The following is a 20,108-nucleotide window of genomic DNA, read 5'->3' on the forward strand; positions in this document are numbered from 1 at the left end:
ATCCATGTAAGGAGGCGTCAAATATGGGACTTCAGGAAGAACTAAAAGCGCTGCCAGATAAAATCAGACAATACCGCGACGAAGCACGCGTACAGCTCCATCTGGCACGTCAAGATGTCAAAGACGAGTTTGATAATCTGGAACAGGAGTGGGACCGATTCAAGGGCAAGTGTGATCACACACTGGATGACGCCACCGAGGTTTCCACCGAAGCGTTGTTAACGGTGCAGATTATGGGTGAAGATCTGAAGAAGGGATATCAGAACATTCGCGACAAGATCAAGTGACACTTAGCAGAGTCTAAGCGTTGGATAACCCAAAAAAAGCAGGCTTGATAGCCTGCTTTTTTTGTTTAACGTCGACAGAAACTGATCAGAACTCTTCAGCCGTTAAGGCCATCATCGATTCACTACCGCTGCGAATGCCTTCCGCCAGCGACACAGTCTTTGGCAACAAGCGATCGTAATAAAAGCGCGCCGTTTTCAGCTTGCCGGTATAAAAACCAGAGGTGTCACCCTCGGCTTTCACTGCAGCCGCTTTCACTATCCGGGCCCACATATACGCCAGTGCGGTCAGGCCGAACAGATCGAGATAATCCACCGAAGCCGCACCTACAGCATCAGGGGTTTCTAACGCCTGATTGATCACGTGCTCGGTTACGTCTGACAGGCGCTCAAGAGCCGCAGCCAATAGCTTCAGATACGGGCGCAGGCTTTGTTCGTCGCTGTTTTCCTCAATGAACGTCGCTACGTCTTGGGCAAACAGCTCGTAAAGCTTCCCCTGGCTGCCCACAACCTTGCGGCCCATCAGGTCCAGTGCCTGAATGCCGTTGGTGCCTTCGTAAATCTGGGTAATGCGACAATCACGTACTAACTGCTCTTGGCCCCATTCGCGAATAAAGCCATGACCACCCAACACCTGTTGACCAATAATGCAGACGTCCAAGCCACGGTCAGTCAGAAAAGCCTTAGCCACCGGCGTTAACAACGACACCATGCCTTCAGCATGGATGCGACGCTCCTGCTCGCTGTCGTCGGCGTATTTGGCGATATCCAGCCACTGCGCGACGTAGGTAGAGAAAGCACGACCGCCTTCCACATAGCCTTTCATGGTTAGCAACATGCGGCGAACGTCCGGGTGCACCAGAATCGGGTCAGCGGCTTTTTCTGGCTGCTGAGCGCCAGTGGGCGCGCGGCTTTGAATACGGTCTTTGGCGTATTCACGGGCACTCTGAAGTGACGCTTCAGCTGCGCCCAAACCCTGCACTCCAACACCCAAGCGCTCATAGTTCATCATAGTGAACATGGCGTTCAGGCCTTTATTTTCTTCCCCTACCAGCCAGCCTCTGGCTGCATCGTAGTTCATCACGCAAGTAGCTGAACCTTTGATACCCATTTTCTTTTCGATAGAGCCGCAGGTTACCGGGTTGCGATCGCCCAGGGAGCCGTCGTCTTTCACTAGAAACTTTGGCACCAAGAACATGGAAATTCCCTTGGGGCCTTTAGGTGCACCCGGAAGCTTGGCCAGCACCAGGTGAACAATATTCTCCGCCATGTCGTGCTCGCCCCAAGTAATGAATATCTTGGTGCCGGTGACGGCGAAGGAGCCGTCATCGTTGGGCTCGGCTTTGGTGCGGATGATACCCAGATCGGTGCCAGCGTGGGGCTCGGTCAAATCCATCGCGCCACTCCAGACACCGGAGTACAGTTTCGGCAAATACGTTTCTTTCAGTTCATCGCTGCCGTGAGCATCGAGCGCCAGGCAGGCACCGGCGGTAAGCATAGGCGCCAGACCGAACGCCATATTGGCGCCCTGCAGCATTTCCTCAAACTGGGACACCAGAGTTTTTGGCATGCCCATGCCACCCTGTTCCGGGTTGCCACCCAGACCATTCCAGCCGCCGTCCACGATGGTCTGGTAGGCTTCTTTGAAACCTTCAGGGCTAGTAACACCCGCGGCTGTCCATTTGCAGCCTTGCTCATCGCCTTCGCGGTTCAACGGCGCCAGCACGGCACTGGTGATTTTGCCGGCTTCTTCCAAAATGGCATCGGCGGTGTCCGGGTCTACGTTTTCTGCCACTTTTGGCAACGACGCCCACAGTGCGGGGGCATCGAACACTTCATTCAAAACAAAACGCATTTCGCGTAAGGGTGCCTGATAATCGGCCATTAAAGCTCTCCAACATTCAGTAACAGTCTGTCTGGTCAGGGCGCGGTCCGGTAGAAAAAAGCCGGTGCCCTGTCTGTACGTGTGTCCGCGATTATTATTTTTTTACTGCGCAGAGTTTACCGCAATCCCGTCACTAACTCATAAAAAAAGGCCCGTCCCAGATCGAGACGGGCCTTTTAAGGCGTTAGCTCTGATTCAACCGCCTCGGCGCTAGATAATAAACGCCTCTTCCGGCATATCCAGCAGGGTGTCAGCACCCGCCAGCATGGTTACTGCATGGGCCCGGGTGCGCGGCAGCATACGGGTGAAGTAGAAGCGTGCAGTCTGCAATTTGGCGTTGTAGAACAACTCTTCCGTGCTGCCTTCTGCCAACTTGTCCTGAGCAATTTTTGCCATCTGCGCCCATAGGTATGCAAATACCGCGTAACCGGAGTACATCAGGTAGTCCACTGACGCGGCGCCAATCTCTTCGCGGTTTTTCATAGCGCTCACGCCCAGCTTCATGGTCAGCTCACCCCATTCTTTGTTGATCGCCGCTAACGGTTCAACAAACGGCTTCATGTGTTCGTTGTCGGTATTTTCCTTGCAGAAAGTGTGTACCAACTTAGTAAAGCCTTTCAACGATTCGCCTTGAGTCATCAGCACCTTACGACCCAGCAAGTCCAGAGCCTGAATGCCGGTGGTGCCTTCATAGATCATGCCGATACGGGCGTCACGCACGTTCTGCTCCATGCCCCACTCGGAGACATAGCCGTGGCCACCAAATACCTGCATTCCCAGGCTGGCTGATTCGTATCCAATTTCAGTCAGGAACGCTTTGGCAATGGGCGTCAAAAAACCCAACAATTCGTCAGCGGCCTTGCGCTCTTCTTCGGTTTTACCACTCTGAACAATATCGGCTTTCTGTGCGGTCATGTAAATCAGCGCACGGGCGCCTTCAGCGATGGCTTTCTGGGTCAGCAGCATGCGGCGAACGTCCGGATGCACAATGATCGGGTCTGCATAGCTGTCCGGATTTTTTGCACCACTTAACGCACGCATGGCCAAGCGGTCTTTGGCATAGGCCACTGAGCCTTGAAGACCCAGCTCTGCCGCACCCAGACCCTGAATAGCGGTGCCAATACGTGCGACGTTCATAAAGGTGAACATAGCGTTCAGGCCTTTGTTTTCCGCGCCAATCAACCAGCCCTTGGCGCCGTCGAAGTTCATCAAACAGGTGGCGTTTGCGTGGATGCCCATTTTGTGTTCAATAGAACCACAAGACAGCCCATTACGCTCGCCAGCTGAACCGTCCTGCGCGGGCAGGCACTTGGGCACCACAAACAGGGAAATGCCCTTGGTGCCTGCCGGTGCGCCAGGCAAACGGGCCAGCACAATGTGAACGATGTTGTCAGTCAGGTCATGCTCGCCTGCCGAAATAAAGATCTTGGTGCCGGTGATGCTGTACGAGCCATCCATATTGGGTTCGGCTTTGGTGCGAAGAGTCCCCAGATCCGACCCGCAGTGTGCTTCGGTCAGGCACATAGTCCCAGTCCACTCGCCGCTGATCATCTTGGTGAGGTACGTCTGCTTCTGATCTTCCGTACCGTGTTCTTCCAAAGTGTTGATGGCGCCGTGGCTCAAACCCGGGTACATGCCCCAAGACCAATTGGCTGTGCCGTTCATTTCGCTCATCACGATACCAAGGGAGCTAGGCAAGCCCTGCCCACCGTAACTAGGGTCAGCCGCCAATGACGGCCAGCCGCCTTCAACAAACTTGCTGTAGGCTTGTTTAAAACCGGCCGGTGTTTTCACGCCGCTCTCGCTCCAGGTACAACCTTCACGGTCGCCGCTCTGGTTCAATGGCGACAGTACCTGTTCTGCAAATTTTGCGCCTTCCTGAATGATCGCATCGATCATATCCGGCGTCGCGTCTTCGGCGCCTTCCAGGTTGGCGTAGTGGCTGTCGCTGTTCAGCAACTCACTCATTACAAATTTGATGTCGCGCAGCGGTGCTTTGTAGTCAGGCATGTAATCGACCTCGGTTTTCAATGATGGCCGCCTTGAATTGTGGCAGCTGGAGACCCGATGCAGCCGGACAAATTCCGGTGACGTGCGTCGAGCTTTTTAAACGCTTGTTTGAAACATACGTTTCGAAGCACAGAATTGTCAATAGTCGTGTCAAATAACTTGTTCTGCGTCAACTCCCTCCCACATGAACCCGGCATCCGTCAGCCATTGAAAGTGTGAAATTAGCACTTACTTTAGCTTACTAAGCTTAAGTCGCGAAAAAGGGTTTAATGGGCAGCATACGAAGGCCAAAGATAAAGAAATTTTCAGACAGAGACGTTCAAAAAACCAGTTGTACGAGGACTGTTATCGTCGCCAAAGGCGGACACCCTTGCGTAAGCGTCGCGGGCCAGGCGAGCGCCCAGCGGCTCTTTCACGGCCGGGTTTGCCAACTCTACCTGAGCTTGCAGCAGGGCTTGCATGGCTTGGGCAGCCACGGCGAGATCTGCTGATGAAGGCTGGGCCGGGGCCATTGCGGCCGCGCGCACGGTGCGCATTTTTTCAACAGTGGCTTTGGGGTCACCTGAAACCGCTGATACGCTGATAGGCACTTCACCGCCCACCGCGTACTGCACGCCGTCTGGCCCTTGCTCGTAGGTCAACGACATTGCACCAGCATGTTGACCGCCCACGGCCTGGTGGGCAGCCTCATGGGTACGCACCTCTCGGTCACGGGCTTTTAGCTGTGTCAGCAGTTTTAAATCGGATTCAGTCACGCGTGGCGACTGCCCGCTGGCAGGCGACGGGCGCAGAATTGCAGCTGATGTTTGAGGAGCAGCGGACGAAATATTCATGGTGTCAGAATATAACCCTACCTATTAGGGCGAGGGCCTTAAGCCATGATATCGAGGAGCGACCCCAGGGTTTCGTCCGCGGTTTTTACCACCTGCGCGGACGCTTCAACGCTGCGTTTGTACAACTGTAAATCGACTATGGGCTCGATCATCCCACCTGCAGTTGGGCCACCACTGCCCTGGGGGCCATCCACACCACCGCGGGCGATACGGCGGGCAGCATCGTCCATGCCGGCAACGCCGCTCTGTATGCCTTGCATACCGCTATTGAGCGCACTGGGAAGGGTACTGTTGATCATGGTTACCAACCAAAGGAGATAGTTACGACTTTAGTAAGCCACAATGCTGTTTAATTTTCAATCAACGGCGTCACATTCAGGAATTTAGCCAAAGCCTGTGGCCGGGGCTCACTCAGCCAGGGCATAACACCCAGGCACGGGCAGCCCAAGTGCTGTTGCAGATACGCCAGGGTATCGGTTTCACAACTCATCACAGCCTCCCGCGGCCGATTGGCCACCCAGCCGGCCAATACCAACCCATCGCGGCGAATGGCTTCGGCACTCAGCAACGCGTGGTTAATGCACCCAAGCTCCAAACTGACCACCAGAATCACCGGGATATTCAATCGCTGCGCCAAGGCACTGTAGGTTTCGCGATCGTTTAAAGGCACCCGCCAGCCGCCGGCTCCCTCGATCAGTAACAGGTCTGCCGGGCGCAGCTGTATGCCGCGACAAAACCCCGCCAACCGATCGGCGCTCAGATTACGCCCTGCCTGCGAAGCCGCCACGTGGGGTGCAATCGCAGGTTCCAAAGCGACTGGATTGACCACGTCATAAGGCAGCTTTTCAGTCATCGCGTTCTGCAGAATAAGCGCGTCGCTGTTACGCAAGCCATCTGGCGTTTGCACGCATCCAGAAGCAACCGGTTTCATCGCCAGGGTACGTTTACCCGCCAGCTTCGCGGCCTCCAGCAACGCCGCGGTAACCACGGTCTTGCCCACGTCAGTATTGGTGCCGGTCACAAAATAGGTTTTTTTAGCCATTGAAGTTGCCCTGACAGGGTGAGTGTTTAATCGCAGGTTAATGGTGTTAGCAACGGTTTTCGCCATTCTAGCCAGCCCGCATGATAGCTGGCGACTATGCTTCCATCGGGCTGCTGCGGATAGTTCTGGCACATCTGCTTTAATCGCCCGGGTGAAGTGGCGGTCTTGCGCCGCTGAATGTCTTTATAGCCCGCCCCCAATTGCCTGAGCTCGTTCATCAACGCCATGGGCGTTGGATAATCCAGAGTGATCATCTGCGAGCGCCATTGTGCCGCTGGCAAAATCTCAGCGGTGGTGGCCGCGAAATCCGCGGCAGAGATAAACCCGTTTACATGCTGCTGATGTGGATCGGCCAGGGTCCACGCCTGTTGCAGCTCCTGCAGTGTCCCCAGCAACAGCGTTGACACCCACAACTGACCACCCGGGCGCAACACCCGCTGGCATTCCCGCAATACGCCTTGTGGATTATGGCACCACTGGATCATCAGATTGCTGTAAATCAGATCCACACTCTGCCCAGCCAATGGCAGCCGCTCCGCATCTGCCTCTAACCATTGGATAGTTTCAGGGCGCAGTGCGTTTGAGGGTGCTTTGGACAGCGCTTTTGATTGTGCTTTTGCAAATGCCAGCATACCGGGCGCCAGGTCTACACCGACGGTATGCGCACCAAAGCGCTGCGCCAACTGGCGCGTAAACCAGCCAGTACCGCAGCCCAAATCAACAACAGTTGCGTCCTGCGGAACTGGCTGGGCAATCGTTTCCAACATGGCATCACCCATTTTCCGTTGCAGCCGCGCCGCACCTTCATAGCTGGCGCTGGCGCCGCCAAAATCGGAGGCGACCGCCTTTTTAGTGGCAAACATCGTGTGAACTCGTTAGAAAATCATGAATGGCTTGCCAGCATTCGGGGCCATAGTACTCCCCGGGCCAATGGCCCATGCCGTCGATGCTAAGCGCCCGGCTGTGAGCGGGCATAGCCAGATGCTGAGCCCAAGGCGGAACCACTGCATCGCAGCTGCCCCGCAGATGTAATGTTGGCACCGGGCACTGCTGCCAGGTGTGCAACTGACAGCAGTGCCGCAACCAGCGCACGCCTTTTGCCAATGGCTCGGTCGGCCCGGGCAAGCCCTGCTTCAAACAAGCGTTTATCGCGAGCACCTGTTCTGCCTGGTGTTCGCTGCCATCAATCATCTGAGCGAAAAAAGACGCCCGACAGGCCTTTGGCTCACGCTCAAAATATCGTTCAAAACGCCGGAAAATAGCGGGCGAGACGCCCCAAGGCCAGTTTTTCGACGCCACAAATTGCGGAAAACCACCCAGGGTCACAACTTTGTTAACCGAGTGCGGATTGGCCTGAGCCGCAGCCATGGCGACTTGTGCGCCCAACGACCACCCGAGCCACACCGACGGCCGGGGGTAACGCTGGAGGAGAATCTCGGCCGCGTGTGCGGGGCTGTCGCAGGAACTTAACCCGTCATCGGTTAATGAAACGACTTGCACTGCGCCTTGCCAATGCCGATACACTGGTTCCAGCATGGCTGCCGGCACACCCCAACCGCCTATCACCACAAGTGAACTGGTGCATGCCATCAAACATTCTCTGCAAAGGGTTCACTCAACACCGGGCTTACGACACAATCGGGGCGACATTGCACCAGCGCCCGCAACAGGCGGTTCAAATCGTCAAAGCTATGGGCAGCGCTGAGGGTGATGCGCAAACGGGCCTGGCCGTCGGGCACAGTGGGCGGGCGAATAGCCGTCACAAGCAGGCCGCGGTTCTGTAACTCAGCGCTGAGCGCCAGTGTCGCTTCGTTAGAGCCCACGACAATCGGCTGAATGGGCGTGGCCGAGGGCATCAGGTGATAGCCCATAAGCGTAACCTGATCGCGAAACCGATCAATCAGCGCCGCAAGGTGTGCGCGCTGTGAATCAAAGCTTTCGATCAGACTCAAGCTATTGCAGCTGGCTTGAGCCAGAGCCGGAGGCATGGCCGTGGTGTAAATGTAGGTCCGCGCTTTTTGCACCAGATATTCGGTTAACCACGCAGGGCCTGCTACAAAGGCGCCGCTGGTGCCTGCGGCTTTGCCCAGAGTGCCCATCAGCACCGGCACCTGTTCTTCATTTAACCCAGCCGCCGCAACGCTGCCACGCCCTTGAGGGCCCAGCACACCAAAACCGTGGGCGTCGTCGATCATCAGCAGGGCATCGTGCTTTGTGCACAACTGCGCTAATGGCACCAACGCCGCCACATCGCCATCCATGCTGAACACGCCGTCGCTTACCACCAGTTTGTGGCCCGCGGTTTCTTCCAACATTCGCGCCAACGCCTCCAGGTCGCCGTGGTGATAACGCCTGACCCTTGCCCCACTGAGCCTGCAGCCATCAACAATAGAAGCATGATTAAGGCGATCCGAAAAAATCGTATCGCCGCGACCTGCAAGCGCCGAGATGACACCCAAGTTGGCCATGTATCCGGTTGAGAACAGCAGCGCCGAGCTGCGCCCGGTAAAAGCCGCCAGTTGGTTTTCCAACTGCTCATGAGCCCGGTGATGGCCACAAATCAGGTGGGAAGATGCACCGCCCAGGCCGTTCTCGTCGAGCGCCTCAGACAGCACTCTGCGGTTATCCGGATGATTGGCCAGCCCCAAGTAATCATTGCTACAAAACGACAACAATGGCTGGCCATTCACGGTTAACGCTGGCCGCTGAGGGCCCGAGATTTCCCGGCGCTGGCGATGCAGACCGGCCTCGCGGCGTTGCCGCAACTCAAGCTGGAAGTCACGCATGCTCGGTCACTCGCGGGTCAGGCCGACGCTGGTTCGCGGGCCGCATCGTAAAACAGATGGCGCGTTGCTTCCTGGTTGACAGCCTCTGTCAGCACTTCTTCGTGCTGTTGCTCGGTACCGCACTGCTCGCGCTGCTCCGGGCGAATCCCCAAGCGGCGGAACAGGGCCATGTCGGCATCGGCTTCCGGGTTGGCGGTGGTGAGCAGTTTTTCACCATAAAATATGGAATTGGCACCGGCCATAAAGCACAAAGCCTGCATTTGCTCGTTCATATCCTCCCGGCCAGCGGAAAGGCGCACGTGAGAGGCCGGCATCATAATCCGCGCAACCGCAATCATCCGCACAAAATCAAACGGGTCCAGATCGGCTACGTTTTCCAATGGCGTACCCTTCACCTTCACCAGCATATTCACCGGAACACTTTCCGGATGCTGGGGCAGGTTCGCCAACTGCATCAGCAGGCCCATGCGGTCGTCATCGTCTTCACCCATGCCCAGAATACCGCCGCAGCAGACTTTCATGCCGGAGTTACGCACGTTGCTCAGGGTATCCAGGCGATCCTGATAGGTGCGCGTGGTAATGATATGGCTGTAGAATTTTTCCGAGGTGTCCAGGTTGTGGTTGTAATAATCCAGCCCGGCCGCTGCCAGCTCGTCGGCCTGCTCGGATTTGAGCATGCCCAGGGTCATGCAGGTTTCCATGCCCATTGATTTCACCTGTTTAACCATATCCAACACGTAAGGCATGTCTTTTTTAGACGGACTGCGCCAGGCAGCGCCCATGCAAAAGCGCGAAGCGCCCTTGGCCTTGGCCGCACGTGCCTCGGCGACGACTTTTTCAACGTCCAGCAGCTTTTCTTTTTTCAGCCCGGTGTTGTAATGGCCGCTCTGGGGGCAATACTTGCAGTCTTCCGGGCAAGCGCCCGTTTTTATCGACAGCAGGGTGCTAATTTGCACCTCGTTAGGATCGAAGTACTGGCGGTGTAAGGTCTGGGCACGAAACAGCAGGTCGCTGAATGGCAGCTCGAATAATGCCCGGGCCTGTTGCAGTGTCCAGTCATGACGGAGTTCATTGGCGCTCATAGAAGTTCCTGTTAACCTTTCAAGGATTCTTGGTTTACGGAGAAGCCAAATGATAAAGCCATCGGCGTGGCTGTCAACCCTAAACAAAATTTTGGTTAACAGCAAAAGCGGTTTTTTGGTTAACAAAGAGGGCCGAGCCGGGCGCTGTGTCGGCTGTTTAAACCCGGTTGCCCGCAACGGTCTGTGTCAGGGCTGTTACAACGACCTGCCGTGGAATCGCTGGCATTGCCGATGTTGCGCACTGCCCTTGCCGTTTCCGGCAGCCGATCATCTTTGCGGCGAGTGCATTCAGCGACCACCAGCGTTTGACTTAACGTTGGCGCCCCTGCGCTACCAATTTCCGGTGGCGGCAATGATCGGCCGTTACAAATACCAGGGCCAAAGAGCCTATGCCCGCCCGCTGACCGCCGCACTGGCGGAATTGGCCCACGAAAGTCTGCTGCGCCAGCCGCAACTTCGGCCGGATGTACTGATACCCGCTCCCATGCATCCCCAGCGCAGGCGCCAACGCGGTTTTAATCAGGCCAGAGATATTGCAGAACAGCTAGGTACGCGGCTGGATATTCCGCTGGCAGGCAATTTGGTGCAGCGTCAACGCACCGTTCAAGCGCAACGCACGTTGAGCCGTGCACAACGGTTAGCCAATCTGCAAGGCGTATTTCAAACCACCGGCGCGCCTCCGCCAAGAATTGCGATTGTCGATGATGTTGTAACCACCGGCGCCACCGCGCGCTTACTGGCGCATGTGCTGCAGCAAGCCGGGGCTGAACATATCCAGATCTGGGCGCTGGCGCGAACTCCAGGCTAACGCAGGCGCTCAGCGACCTCATCGGCAATGGCCAGGCAAGCGGTTAACCCCGGCGATTCTATGCCAAACAGATTTACCAGCCCGGCCACGCCATGCTGGAGCGGGCCATCGATGCGGAAATCACGAAAGCCGCTGTCTGGCCCCGCCAGTTTTGGCCGAATACCGGCGTAGGCAGGCTGTAATTTTTCCGGATTCAGCCCAGGCCACCATTGGCGAATGGCGTCGACAAAGGCGGCCTTGCGTTCCAATTGAACGCTGTAATCTTCACGTTCAATCCATTCCACATCCGGGCCAAAACGAATCTGACCTGCCAGATCGAGAGTCAAGTGAACACCCAGACCGCCGGGTTCCGGCAGCGGATACACCAACTGACGAAACGAATGCTGGCCGCTGTAGCTAAAATACACGCCGCGGGCGTACCACTGCTGCGGTTTCTGGCTAGCGGGCAACCCCTGCCAGTTGCGAGTTAGCGCGACCGCACCCAACCCTGCCGCGTTGATCAGGTTGTCTACTTCCAACACGCAAGGCATAGCGCCACCCAACGTCAGCCGGTGCTTTCCGCCGGCTGCGGCGTCGCCACTGTCAATAGCGTTGACCGGCGTATGCAAAGCAAGTTGGCCACCAGCGCTTTCCAGATCTCCCTGCAACGACAACATTAGCCCGTGACTGTCGATAATTCCGGTGTGCGGCGACCACAACCCGGCTAAAACAGTCAACTCCGGCAGTGCCTTTTTTATCTCAGCCCGGCCGTGCAAAGCCAGCTCCACCCCGTTGCCAGCAGCTTGAGCCTGAATTCCCGCCAAGCGCTCGGTCTGGGTATCGCTGGTGGCCACCAGCCACTTACCGCAATTACTGACATTCACCTTGTGCTGGCGACAGTATTGGTAAAGTTGTTCACGACCTGCCACGCACAGCCGCGCCTTCAGGGAATCCTGAGGGTAATAAATGCCGGCGTGTATTACCTCGCTGTTGCGAGATGAAATACCCTCACCAATGTGCCCGGCAGCTTCCACCACAATCACTTCGTGGCCCAGTTGCGCCAGCCGGCGCGCCGCCGCCAAGCCAACAACACCGGCCCCGATCACGGCAGTTTTTGCGATTAACAACGGTAAGGCCATCATTCCCCCTCGGCTGAATAGCGTTATTGTGGACTGTGGGATTGTATCAGCCAAAACCGCGAGGCATAGGTGCGCTGTCAAGATTACGCCAGCGACGATACCGGTTATACTGGCCGGCAAATTCATGGTGGCAGCGAACTCATGACTGAACATTCTGACAATGTGATTTCCGGGCACCCATACGATGCCCTGAAGCCAGACGCGCTTTTAGATGCGATGGAAGACGCAGGCTTTGCTGTCAGCGGCCGCCTGTTTGCGCTTAACAGTTATGAAAACCGGGTGTATCAGATCGGGCTAGACGAAGGCCCACCAGTGATTGCAAAATTTTATCGCCCAGGACGCTGGACCGAAGCCTCGATTCGCGAAGAGCACAGTTTCACCAAAGAACTGGAGGCCGCGGATATTCCCGTGGTTGCACCACTTACCCTACCCAACGGCGATACCTTGGGCCAGAGTGGACCTTTCCGGTTCGCCGTATTCCCCCAGCGCGGTGGCCAGGCGCCGGATGTCAGCGTAGAAGACACGCTGTACCGGCTAGGCCAATGGCTCGGCCAGATTCACAATGTTGGCGCTGCCCGAAAATTCAGCCATCGCCCCGACCTGTCGGTGGCGTCAATACCAGCCGGCATTGAGCAACATAACGAACTGCTTCTTGAGGGTAACTGGGTGCCGCGGGACCTGCGCCCGGCTTGGGACAGCCTGATGGCAGATCTACTGCGTTTATGTCGTACCCGTATTAACGACGCAGGCAACATCAATACATTGCGCCTGCACGGCGACTGTCACGCCGGCAATATTTTATGCCGTGAGGAAAGGATGCTGTTTGTCGATTTGGACGATTGCCGCAGCGGGCCCGCTATTCAGGATATGTGGCTGTTGTTAAACGGTGAAGACAACGAGCGCGGAGCGCAACTGGGCGAAATATTGGAGGGTTATGAAATGTTCCGGCCTTTTGATCGCCGCGAACGCCACCTGATTGAGCCGCTGCGCTGCTATCGCCAAATCGGCCACTGCGCCTGGCTGGCGAAGCGCTGGGACGACCCGGCCTTTCCCCGGTTTTTCCCTTGGTTTGGCCAGCCGCGCTTCTGGTCAGATCAGATATTGTCGTTGCGCGAGCAACTTTCAGCCCTCCAGGCACCGTCGATTTCGCTGCCCGGTCAATACTGAGCCTTTTCCGTATTTATAATTAAATTCTTTCAGACATTTAACAGAGGCCACTATATGAGTCAGGATTCAAAACTCTATACCACCCGCAGTTTGATTCTCACCGCCATCGCCGCCATCGCCGGCTCGGTACTGGTGCTGGAGGTGACCGGAAAAATTGATCATTCTGGCAATAAAGAGAACCTCCCCATCGCTGAATTTACGGCCATTCAGGTCGCCCCTGGGGAATCCTTCAACATGTCATCAAAAGCCTCTGAACTGCACGCGAGATGTGAGAATGGCTACTTGGCCATTGCGGCCGATATCGACCCTTCCTATCTCGGCGTTCTGGTGGATTACAAGAATCGTGGTGTGCGCTGTTCGCGTCCCTCACCGACCGGACCGTCGGCCCTGCCGGCGCCGGAAAACCCGGGGCAACGGGACCAGAGCGATGACTGAACGCTCTAAACCGGTGGCGCCGCAGGAACTCACTGACCGGCTGTTTGCCACCGAGCGCAACCCGGAAGATTTCCGCTTTGACGCCGCAGTAGCGCGAGTGTTTCCGGATATGATCCGGCGTTCAGTACCAGGCTACACCACGATTATCCCAATGATTCAGGTAATCACCGAGCAGTACATTCAACCCGGCACCAACGCCTATGATCTGGGTTGTTCGCTGGGAGCGTCTACCCTGGCCATGCGCCATGGCATCGAATACCGCGACTGCGAACTCATTGGTGTCGACAACTCGGTGGCGATGATCGAACGCTGCCAGCACTACGTTGCCCTGGATGACCACCCATTGCCGGTCAGCCTCCGCTGTGAAAATATACTAAACACCGATCTATGCAACGCCTCGGTGACCACCCTCAATTTCACCCTGCAGTTTGTGCCGCTCGCCGATCGCGCAGATCTGCTGACGCGCATTGCCCAGGCCACACGTCCGGGTGGCGCGCTGATTCTGTCGGAAAAACTGCGCTTTGACGACGACACCGATCAGGAAATACAAACTCGCCTACATCACGAATTCAAACGTGCCAACGGCTATTCAGATCTGGAAATTAGCCAGAAACGTAGCGCCATAGAGCACGTAATGATTCCGGAAACTCTGGAATCCCATCGCCAACGACTTTTAAAAGCCGGTTTTGAAAGGGCGCTGGTGTGGTACCAGTGCTTCAATTTCGTCTCAATTCTGGCCATTAAATGAGCTATTTCAACTGGCAGACCTGTTATGACGACCTGTTCAAACACCTTGAGCAGCAGAATCATGGCGCTTGGGCCACGCAGATTCGTCAGCAGCTGACTCAACGCTTTGATGAAACGCCTCACGGCGACGTTCCACGCTGGCAAAATGCGTTGAATTTACTGCCGCCGCTGCCGAATGTGCAACCCAGACTGGATGCACCTGCCGTGACCCTGCGCGTCGGCCAAACCCTGACCCGGGAACAATCTGCAGATCTGGAAACGGGATTACGGGGCTTGATGCCCTGGCGCAAAGGCCCGTTTGATTTTTTTGGAATCGCGATTGATACCGAGTGGCGCTCAGACTGGAAATGGAACCGAGTGGCTCCGTTTCTGGCTGACCTGCACGGGCGCCAGGTGCTGGACGTTGGTTGCGGCTCTGGCTATCACTGTTGGCGCATGCACGGCGCCGGCGCCGCGCGGGTGATTGGCATTGATCCGGGACTGTTATTTCTCTTCCAGTTTTTAGCGGTAAAAAACTATCTAAACGATGCCCCGGTGGACCTGCTACCACTTCGCATTGAGGACTTGCCGCTAAAACTCCAGGCCTTTGATACTACTTTTTCTATGGGCGTTTTGTATCACCGACGCTCGCCACTGGACCATCTGCTGGAACTTAAAGACACCCTGCGCAATGGTGGTGAGTTGGTGCTAGAAACCCTGATAATAGAGGGCCCGGAAGGCGCCAGCATGATGCCGGAAGATCGCTACGGCCAAATGCGCAACGTCTGGTTTCTGCCCAGTTGCGCTACTCTGCTGCGCTGGCTAGACCGTTGTGGTTTTGTCAATGCACGGGTGGTGGATGTGACGGCCACCAGCACCGAAGAACAACGCAGTACCGACTGGATGCGGTTCAATTCACTACAGGACTTTCTCGATCCCGATGACCCCTCTCGCACCATCGAAGGTTATCCCGGCCCGCTAAGAGCGACCCTGATTGCGAACAAACCCAACTAAAAGTCCGGGGACAGATTTGAAATCTGTCCCCGATTTAAAGATTAGGGACAGATTTGAAATCTGTTCCTGGAACTGAAGTATTACTCACCAAACGGATGACGCAGAACAATCGTTTCAACCCGGTCAGGGCCAGTAGAAATGATGTCAATCGGCGCTTCAATCTGTTCTTCCAAGAAGCGAATATAGGCTCTAGCATTTTCGGGAAGCTGGTCGAGACGGGTCAGCCCTACCGTGCTTTCATGCCATCCCGGCAGATCCACATAAATCGGCTCAATGTCTTTATAAGTGTCGCAGCCAATGGGCGGGCGGGTAATTTCACCATTCGGCGTTTTGTAGCCTATGCACACCTTAACCACGTCCATGCCGTCCAGAACATCGAGCTTGGTCAGGCAAATACCCGAGACACTGTTAATCTGAATAGCGTGACGCAAAGCAACCGCGTCAAACCAGCCACAGCGACGTGCACGGCCGGTGGTTGTGCCTACTTCATTACCTTTCACCGACAGGTACTTACCCATTTCATCAAACAGCTCGGTGGGGAACGGACCAGCGCCAACGCGAGTGGTGTAGGCCTTAGTGATTCCCAGCACATAATCAAGAAACAACGGACCGAAACCAGACCCTGTCGCGGTACCGCCAGCCGTAGTATTGGAGGAGGTCACGTACGGATAGGTGCCCAAATCGATGTCCAGCAAAGACCCCTGAGCGCCTTCGAACATAATATGTTCGCCACGTTTGCGGTAATCGTGCAGCAAATCGGTGACGTCCGCAGCCATCGGCAGAATCTCTTCACCCATCTGGCGCAACTCGGCCAAAGCCGCATCTACGTCTTCGGCTTCTTCTTTGAAGTACTCGGTCAGTACAAAATTGTGGTAGCTCATGATTTCGCGCAGCTTGACTTCAAAATTAGCCATATTGCACAAATCGCCCACCCGCAGGCCTCGGCGTGACACTTTGTCTTCGTAAGCGGGGCCGATGCCACGGCCGGTGGTGCCGATTTTATCGTTTCCACGAGCGTGTTCACGGGCCACATCGATGCGCACGTGAGTACGCAGGATCAATGGGCAGGCCAGGCTGATTTTGAGACGGTCGCGAACCGCAACGCCGTTGCTTTCCAGCTCCCGCACTTCTTTCAACAGCGCTTCCGGCGAGAGCACCACACCGTTACCAATCAAGCACTGAACGTCCTGACGCAAAATGCCGGACGGGATCAGGTGCAAGGCGGTTTTCTTGCCTTCAATCACCAACGTATGACCCGCGTTGTGGCCACCCTGAAAGCGCACAACTGCGGCTACTTTTTCGGTTAACAGGTCTACAATCTTGCCCTTACCCTCGTCACCCCATTGGGTACCCAGCACAACAACGTTTTTGCCCATGATTCTCTCTCTGTGCGGCCGGCCAACAATGAACGGCTCGCAAGTTTGACTATTAAAAGTGCAATAAATACCGACGCGATGCCGCGTCAGCCGAGTTTTTCAACAATCCACTGGCCTTGATACTTCACCAGCTGGCGGTCGCAGCCGCGAGCGCCAGGGTCGCAGTTGTGGTCTTCCGGCAGTGCGCGGATAACCGTATCGCTGCGTCGTAATTCCGCAATGGCCACGGCCAGTGTGGGATCAGGGTTCACCGGAGCCCAGATTGCGCCTTGCGTAGGCACCGTGCTGCTGCCCAGAGCCACCAGCGCGCGAATGTCCAGGCTGAAACCGGTTGCCGGCCGTGAACGGCCAAAGTCACTGCCAATGGCATCGTAACGGCCGCCTTTGGCAACTGCGTCGCCATGGCCGGGCACATAAGCCGCAAACACAAGGCCGGTGTGGTAGTTGTAACCACGTAATTCACAGAAGTCGAAGCCCAGGCGAATGCCCGGAAACTGTTGGCTAAGAGTATCAGCCACCCGACCCAGTTGATCCAGCGCCGCGTCGAGCTCGACTGAAGCACCCTGAACAATATCACGGGCCTGATCCAGCGCCTTACGACCGCCGCTGACGGCGGCCAGCCGGCGCAAGCGTCCACCAGCGCTGTTAGCTGCTTCGTCACCCAACAAAATGTTTAGTTCGGGCAGGGACTTACGGCCCATGGCGTCAAACACTGCAGCTTCGGTCTCGCGGTCAAAACCGGCATCGGCGATCAGGTGCTGATAGATGGCCACGTGGGCCAGGTCCATGTGGATTGCCGGCAGACCGGCAACACTCAACGCTTCCAGCGCCAGACTGATAATTTCCATGTCGGCGCTTTCAGAGCTGCTGCCAAACAATTCGCAGCCGGCCTGGATAGGTGTACGGCCTGTCAACATGTGCCGGGGACGGGTGTGTAACACGTGCCCGACGTAACACAGCCGGGTAATACCCTCCTCCGCCAGAGTATGGGCGTCAATGCGCGCAGCCTGAGGCGTCATATCGGCACGCACACCCATCATTCGGCCCGTCAGTTGGTCCGTCAACTTGAACGTTTGTAACTCCAGATCATGCCCTGTGCCGGTAAACAGTGACTCCAGGTACTCTATCAGCGGAGGAATCACCAGTTGGTAACCCCAATGCTGACATACGTCCATAATGTTGCGGCGCAAGGATTCAATCTGACCCGCCAGGGGCGGCAGAATATCCTCGACACCGTCTGGCAACAGCCAGCGATCAGATACTGTCATGAGATTCCATTATCTGTTTTAGCCATGCCGGGAGCGTCCCGGACCCCAAACCGGTCAGAGTCTACACTCTCGGCAGACACAAAAAAACCGGAACACCTGAGTATTCCGGTTTTTTCGTTTTCTACCTGGGCTTAATTAGCGCCCTGGGGGTCCCTAAGGAACTTAAGGAAATCGCTGTTGGCGTCGATCACCAGCAGGTCGTCCTTGTTCGCAAAGGTATTACGGTAAGCTTCTAGGCTTCGATAGAAACTGAAGAAGTCTGGGTTCGAGCCGTAGGCGTCGGCATAAGTTCTTGCCGCTTGTCCGTCACCTTCACCCCGAGTCGTTTCTGAACGAGCGAACGCCTCTGCCAGAACGACGGTGCGCTGGCGGTCGGCGTCAGCACGAATGCCTTCTCCCAATTCACGACCGCGGGAACGAAATTCCTGCGCCAGTTTCATCCGTTCTGTCGCCATACGGCGGAAAACGTTCTCACTAACTTGGCCAGGAAATTCTATACCTTTCACCCGTATGTCCCGCACTTCGATGCCAAACTCGCTAACGGAGGTTTGGTTGACCAGGTCAATCAGGTTCATCATCAGCTCATCGCGCTCACCAGAAACCACCTCCACCATGGTGCGAACACCGAACTCGTCGCGCAGGCCGTTGTCCACCCGTGACAACAGCAGCGACTGAGCACGAAATTCGTCGCCACCGGTGGCACGATAGAACTGGTCGACGTCACGAATCTTCCAGGCGATGTAAGAATCTACATCCAGCGGTTTCTTTTCAACCGTCAGGTACTGCCGCGTTGGCAGGTCCATGGTCAAAATACGGATGTCGAACTCACGCACTTGGTCAATCACAGGCACTTTAAAGTGAATGCCAGCCTGAATATCGGTCTGCACCAGCTCACCAAAACGTAGTTTTACGCCGCGGTGAGTCTCCGGAATAATAAACACGCTCGACAATACCAGCAGGACAGCAATCAGGGCGCCTGCAAGACCAACAATACTTTTAGGTCCCATGATTATCTGCTCCTTCGGGCGTTGGTGTCTTGACGAGTGTTCATTTCCTGGATTACCTGATTGGTGACATCCTGGATATCTGCCCGAGAAGCGCTGTCGCTATTACCCCTGAGTGATGCCGCTGCGCCTTGGGTCAACCGATCCAGAGGCAACAGCATCATGTTGCCGCTGCTTTCAGTATCAATCAACACTTTGCTGCTGTTTGACAGCACAGTCTCCATGGTCTGCAGATACATCCGCTCGCGGGTAACGACCGGCGACAGCTGATACACCGCAAGCAGCTCCAGGAAGCGAGCCGTTTCACCGTTGGCACGTTCGGTTACCTGCGCTTTGTAGGCGTTGGCTTCTTCAATCATGCGTTGAGCTTCACCACGGGCTTCGGGAACCACCTTATTTCGGTAAGTTTCCGCTTCTTCTTTCACTCGCTGTTCGTCTTCACGGGCGCGCTGGACTTCGCGGAAGGCGTCCTGCACCGCAGGTGGAGGCTGAGTGCTTTCCACGTTGACTCGTACAATTTCCAGGCCTGTGCCGTAATCGACCAGAAATTTCTGCAGGCGCTGTTCAACCATTACACCGAGCTGAGCACGGCCTTCGGTCAGAACCTCATCCAGCGTTGCGCTGCCCACTTCGTGGCGCAGCGCACTGTCGGTGGCAAACGCCAAAGCCTGATTGGAGTCACGCACGTTCAGAACGTAGGATTTAGCATCGCCTACCCGATACTGAACCTGCAATTCGACGGTTACCAGATTTTCGTCTTGAGTCAACATCTGGCCGCTTGTCTGGGCGGTGCGAACGTTGGTTACGCCGACTTTCGTGACGTCGTCAATGAGCGGCACTTTAAATTGCAAGCCCGGGGTTTCGGTACGATCATACTCACCGAAACGCAGAACTACGGCACGTTCCTGCTCGTCAACCGTGTAGAACGACTGAAAGATAACATAGCCGACCACAAGTATGCCCGCCAATGCCAGACCGGCACCAACGCCACCGGACTTGCCGCCGATGCCCATGTTGCCGCCGCCGCCGGAGTTGCTGCCTTTGCCTTTACCACCCAGAAGGCTGCTGAGCTTATCAAGGCCTCTTTTCAGCGCTTCGTCGAGATCTGGTGGTCCCTGATCTTTGCCGCCACGACCACCGTTGCCCCAAGGGTCGTTATCGTTGCGGTTTCCACCCGGTTCATTCCAGGCCATAGTACTCTCCGTTCCTAACATGTCGAATGGCTGCAAATACTAGGGATTTACTGGCTTACGGGCAATAGGCGATGGTT

The 20,108-nt window shown here is 56.0% G+C and carries 20 protein-coding genes; 6 read left to right on the forward strand and 14 right to left on the reverse strand.

Annotated elements, in window-relative coordinates:
- Nucleotides 1-23 precede the first annotated feature (23 nt).
- Complete coding sequence (locus ABA45_RS12910; protein ID WP_048386710.1) at nucleotides 24-287, forward strand: hypothetical protein; 264 nt, start codon at nucleotides 24-26, stop codon at nucleotides 285-287.
- A gap of 85 nt (nucleotides 288-372) precedes the next feature.
- On the opposite strand, the gene ABA45_RS12915 is transcribed toward ABA45_RS12910, so the two are convergent.
- The 9 genes from ABA45_RS12915 to bioB all read right to left on the reverse strand — a co-directional run bounded on the left by ABA45_RS12915 (nucleotide 373) and on the right by bioB (nucleotide 9,922).
- A complete protein-coding gene (locus ABA45_RS12915) occupies nucleotides 373-2,169 on the reverse strand; it encodes an acyl-CoA dehydrogenase C-terminal domain-containing protein (protein WP_048386711.1) in 1,797 nt (598 codons plus the stop codon).
- A gap of 210 nt (nucleotides 2,170-2,379) precedes the next feature.
- Nucleotides 2,380-4,179: an acyl-CoA dehydrogenase C-terminal domain-containing protein gene (locus tag ABA45_RS12920; RefSeq protein ID WP_048389061.1), complete on the reverse strand. Its 1,800-nt coding sequence runs from the start codon at nucleotides 4,177-4,179 to the stop codon at nucleotides 2,380-2,382.
- A 305-nt stretch (nucleotides 4,180-4,484) separates the two neighbouring features.
- Nucleotides 4,485-4,934: a putative metalloprotease CJM1_0395 family protein gene (locus tag ABA45_RS12925; protein WP_227506032.1), complete on the reverse strand. Its 450-nt coding sequence runs from the start codon at nucleotides 4,932-4,934 to the stop codon at nucleotides 4,485-4,487.
- Nucleotides 4,935-5,050: 116 nt separating this feature from the next.
- Nucleotides 5,051-5,311, reverse strand: a complete 261-nt coding sequence (locus tag ABA45_RS12930) for a hypothetical protein (protein ID WP_048386715.1) — start codon at nucleotides 5,309-5,311, stop codon at nucleotides 5,051-5,053.
- 50 nt (nucleotides 5,312-5,361) lie between these two features.
- Nucleotides 5,362-6,054 (reverse strand): dethiobiotin synthase, encoded by a 693-nt coding sequence (bioD, locus tag ABA45_RS12935; protein ID WP_048386717.1) that lies wholly within the window; start codon nucleotides 6,052-6,054, stop codon nucleotides 5,362-5,364.
- A gap of 26 nt (nucleotides 6,055-6,080) precedes the next feature.
- Complete coding sequence (bioC, locus tag ABA45_RS12940) at nucleotides 6,081-6,917, reverse strand: malonyl-ACP O-methyltransferase BioC (protein WP_048386719.1); 837 nt, start codon at nucleotides 6,915-6,917, stop codon at nucleotides 6,081-6,083.
- Nucleotides 6,904-7,644 carry an alpha/beta fold hydrolase gene (locus ABA45_RS12945; RefSeq protein ID WP_048386720.1) on the reverse strand — a complete coding sequence of 247 codons (741 nt, stop codon included), beginning with the start codon at nucleotides 7,642-7,644 and terminating at the stop codon, nucleotides 6,904-6,906. The genes bioC and ABA45_RS12945 overlap by 14 nt, the downstream gene beginning before the upstream one ends.
- Nucleotides 7,644-8,840, reverse strand: coding sequence for an 8-amino-7-oxononanoate synthase (gene bioF / locus ABA45_RS12950; protein ID WP_048386722.1), 1,197 nt, complete (start codon nucleotides 8,838-8,840; stop codon nucleotides 7,644-7,646). The genes ABA45_RS12945 and bioF overlap by 1 nt, the downstream gene beginning before the upstream one ends.
- 17 nt (nucleotides 8,841-8,857) lie before the next feature.
- Nucleotides 8,858-9,922, reverse strand: coding sequence for a biotin synthase BioB (gene bioB, locus ABA45_RS12955; protein WP_014872025.1), 1,065 nt, complete (start codon nucleotides 9,920-9,922; stop codon nucleotides 8,858-8,860).
- A 49-nt stretch (nucleotides 9,923-9,971) separates the two neighbouring features.
- Here bioB and ABA45_RS12960 point away from each other — a divergent pair, with 49 nt between their 5' ends.
- Nucleotides 9,972-10,730: a ComF family protein gene (locus ABA45_RS12960; RefSeq protein WP_048386724.1), complete on the forward strand. Its 759-nt coding sequence runs from the start codon at nucleotides 9,972-9,974 to the stop codon at nucleotides 10,728-10,730.
- Here the strand turns inward: ABA45_RS12960 and ABA45_RS12965 are convergent.
- Nucleotides 10,727-11,848, reverse strand: a complete 1,122-nt coding sequence (locus tag ABA45_RS12965; protein WP_048386726.1) for an NAD(P)/FAD-dependent oxidoreductase — start codon at nucleotides 11,846-11,848, stop codon at nucleotides 10,727-10,729. The genes ABA45_RS12960 and ABA45_RS12965 overlap by 4 nt on opposite strands.
- Before the next feature lie 141 nt (nucleotides 11,849-11,989).
- On the opposite strand from ABA45_RS12965, the gene ABA45_RS12970 reads away from it, so the two are divergent.
- The 4 genes from ABA45_RS12970 to cmoB are packed head-to-tail and all read left to right on the forward strand — an operon-like array spanning nucleotide 11,990 to nucleotide 15,190.
- A complete protein-coding gene (locus ABA45_RS12970; protein ID WP_227506033.1) occupies nucleotides 11,990-13,015 on the forward strand; it encodes a serine/threonine protein kinase in 1,026 nt (341 codons plus the stop codon).
- A gap of 54 nt (nucleotides 13,016-13,069) precedes the next feature.
- Complete coding sequence (locus ABA45_RS12975; protein WP_048386730.1) at nucleotides 13,070-13,450, forward strand: hypothetical protein; 381 nt, start codon at nucleotides 13,070-13,072, stop codon at nucleotides 13,448-13,450.
- A complete protein-coding gene (gene cmoA, locus ABA45_RS12980; RefSeq protein WP_048386732.1) occupies nucleotides 13,443-14,198 on the forward strand; it encodes a carboxy-S-adenosyl-L-methionine synthase CmoA in 756 nt (251 codons plus the stop codon). Before ABA45_RS12975 ends, cmoA begins: the two co-directional genes overlap by 8 nt.
- Complete coding sequence (gene cmoB, locus ABA45_RS12985; protein ID WP_048386734.1) at nucleotides 14,195-15,190, forward strand: tRNA 5-methoxyuridine(34)/uridine 5-oxyacetic acid(34) synthase CmoB; 996 nt, start codon at nucleotides 14,195-14,197, stop codon at nucleotides 15,188-15,190. The genes cmoA and cmoB overlap by 4 nt, the downstream gene beginning before the upstream one ends.
- 80 nt (nucleotides 15,191-15,270) lie before the next feature.
- Here cmoB and ABA45_RS12990 read toward each other — a convergent pair whose 3' ends face one another.
- From ABA45_RS12990 to hflK, 4 genes are all read right to left on the reverse strand, one after another.
- On the reverse strand, nucleotides 15,271-16,566 hold the full coding sequence (locus ABA45_RS12990; RefSeq protein ID WP_014872032.1) for an adenylosuccinate synthase: 1,296 nt from the start codon (nucleotides 16,564-16,566) through the stop codon (nucleotides 15,271-15,273).
- 86 nt (nucleotides 16,567-16,652) lie between these two features.
- Entirely contained in the window at nucleotides 16,653-17,834 is a 1,182-nt protein-coding gene (locus ABA45_RS12995) for an ATP phosphoribosyltransferase regulatory subunit (RefSeq protein WP_048386736.1), read from the reverse strand.
- Between the two features lie 131 nt (nucleotides 17,835-17,965).
- Nucleotides 17,966-18,841: a protease modulator HflC gene (gene hflC, locus ABA45_RS13000; RefSeq protein ID WP_048386738.1), complete on the reverse strand. Its 876-nt coding sequence runs from the start codon at nucleotides 18,839-18,841 to the stop codon at nucleotides 17,966-17,968.
- Nucleotides 18,842-18,843: 2 nt separating this feature from the next.
- A complete protein-coding gene (gene hflK / locus ABA45_RS13005; RefSeq protein WP_048386741.1) occupies nucleotides 18,844-20,031 on the reverse strand; it encodes an FtsH protease activity modulator HflK in 1,188 nt (395 codons plus the stop codon).
- Nucleotides 20,032-20,108 lie beyond the last annotated feature (77 nt).

It is taken from the genome of Marinobacter psychrophilus (assembly GCF_001043175.1).
Lineage (GTDB): Bacteria > Pseudomonadota > Gammaproteobacteria > Pseudomonadales > Oleiphilaceae > Marinobacter > Marinobacter psychrophilus.

Excerpts from the sequence above, each read along its gene's own strand:
- ABA45_RS12910 (WP_048386710.1), top strand. The coding sequence starts at position 24 with ATGGGACTTCAGGAAGAACTAAAAGCGCTGCCAGATAAAATCAGACAA.
- ABA45_RS12915 (WP_048386711.1), bottom strand. The coding sequence starts at position 2,169 with ATGGCCGATTATCAGGCACCCTTACGCGAAATGCGTTTTGTTTTGAAT.
- ABA45_RS12920 (WP_048389061.1), bottom strand. The coding sequence starts at position 4,179 with ATGCCTGACTACAAAGCACCGCTGCGCGACATCAAATTTGTAATGAGT.
- ABA45_RS12930 (WP_048386715.1), bottom strand. The coding sequence starts at position 5,311 with ATGATCAACAGTACCCTTCCCAGTGCGCTCAATAGCGGTATGCAAGGC.
- bioD (WP_048386717.1), bottom strand. The coding sequence starts at position 6,054 with ATGGCTAAAAAAACCTATTTTGTGACCGGCACCAATACTGACGTGGGC.
- bioC (WP_048386719.1), bottom strand. The coding sequence starts at position 6,917 with ATGTTTGCCACTAAAAAGGCGGTCGCCTCCGATTTTGGCGGCGCCAGC.
- ABA45_RS12945 (WP_048386720.1), bottom strand. The coding sequence starts at position 7,644 with ATGGCATGCACCAGTTCACTTGTGGTGATAGGCGGTTGGGGTGTGCCG.
- bioF (WP_048386722.1), bottom strand. The coding sequence starts at position 8,840 with ATGCGTGACTTCCAGCTTGAGTTGCGGCAACGCCGCGAGGCCGGTCTG.
- bioB (WP_014872025.1), bottom strand. The coding sequence starts at position 9,922 with ATGAGCGCCAATGAACTCCGTCATGACTGGACACTGCAACAGGCCCGG.
- ABA45_RS12960 (WP_048386724.1), top strand. The coding sequence starts at position 9,972 with ATGATAAAGCCATCGGCGTGGCTGTCAACCCTAAACAAAATTTTGGTT.
- ABA45_RS12965 (WP_048386726.1), bottom strand. The coding sequence starts at position 11,848 with ATGGCCTTACCGTTGTTAATCGCAAAAACTGCCGTGATCGGGGCCGGT.
- ABA45_RS12970 (WP_227506033.1), top strand. The coding sequence starts at position 11,990 with ATGACTGAACATTCTGACAATGTGATTTCCGGGCACCCATACGATGCC.
- ABA45_RS12975 (WP_048386730.1), top strand. The coding sequence starts at position 13,070 with ATGAGTCAGGATTCAAAACTCTATACCACCCGCAGTTTGATTCTCACC.
- cmoA (WP_048386732.1), top strand. The coding sequence starts at position 13,443 with ATGACTGAACGCTCTAAACCGGTGGCGCCGCAGGAACTCACTGACCGG.
- cmoB (WP_048386734.1), top strand. The coding sequence starts at position 14,195 with ATGAGCTATTTCAACTGGCAGACCTGTTATGACGACCTGTTCAAACAC.
- ABA45_RS12990 (WP_014872032.1), bottom strand. The coding sequence starts at position 16,566 with ATGGGCAAAAACGTTGTTGTGCTGGGTACCCAATGGGGTGACGAGGGT.
- ABA45_RS12995 (WP_048386736.1), bottom strand. The coding sequence starts at position 17,834 with ATGACAGTATCTGATCGCTGGCTGTTGCCAGACGGTGTCGAGGATATT.
- hflC (WP_048386738.1), bottom strand. The coding sequence starts at position 18,841 with ATGGGACCTAAAAGTATTGTTGGTCTTGCAGGCGCCCTGATTGCTGTC.
- hflK (WP_048386741.1), bottom strand. The coding sequence starts at position 20,031 with ATGGCCTGGAATGAACCGGGTGGAAACCGCAACGATAACGACCCTTGG.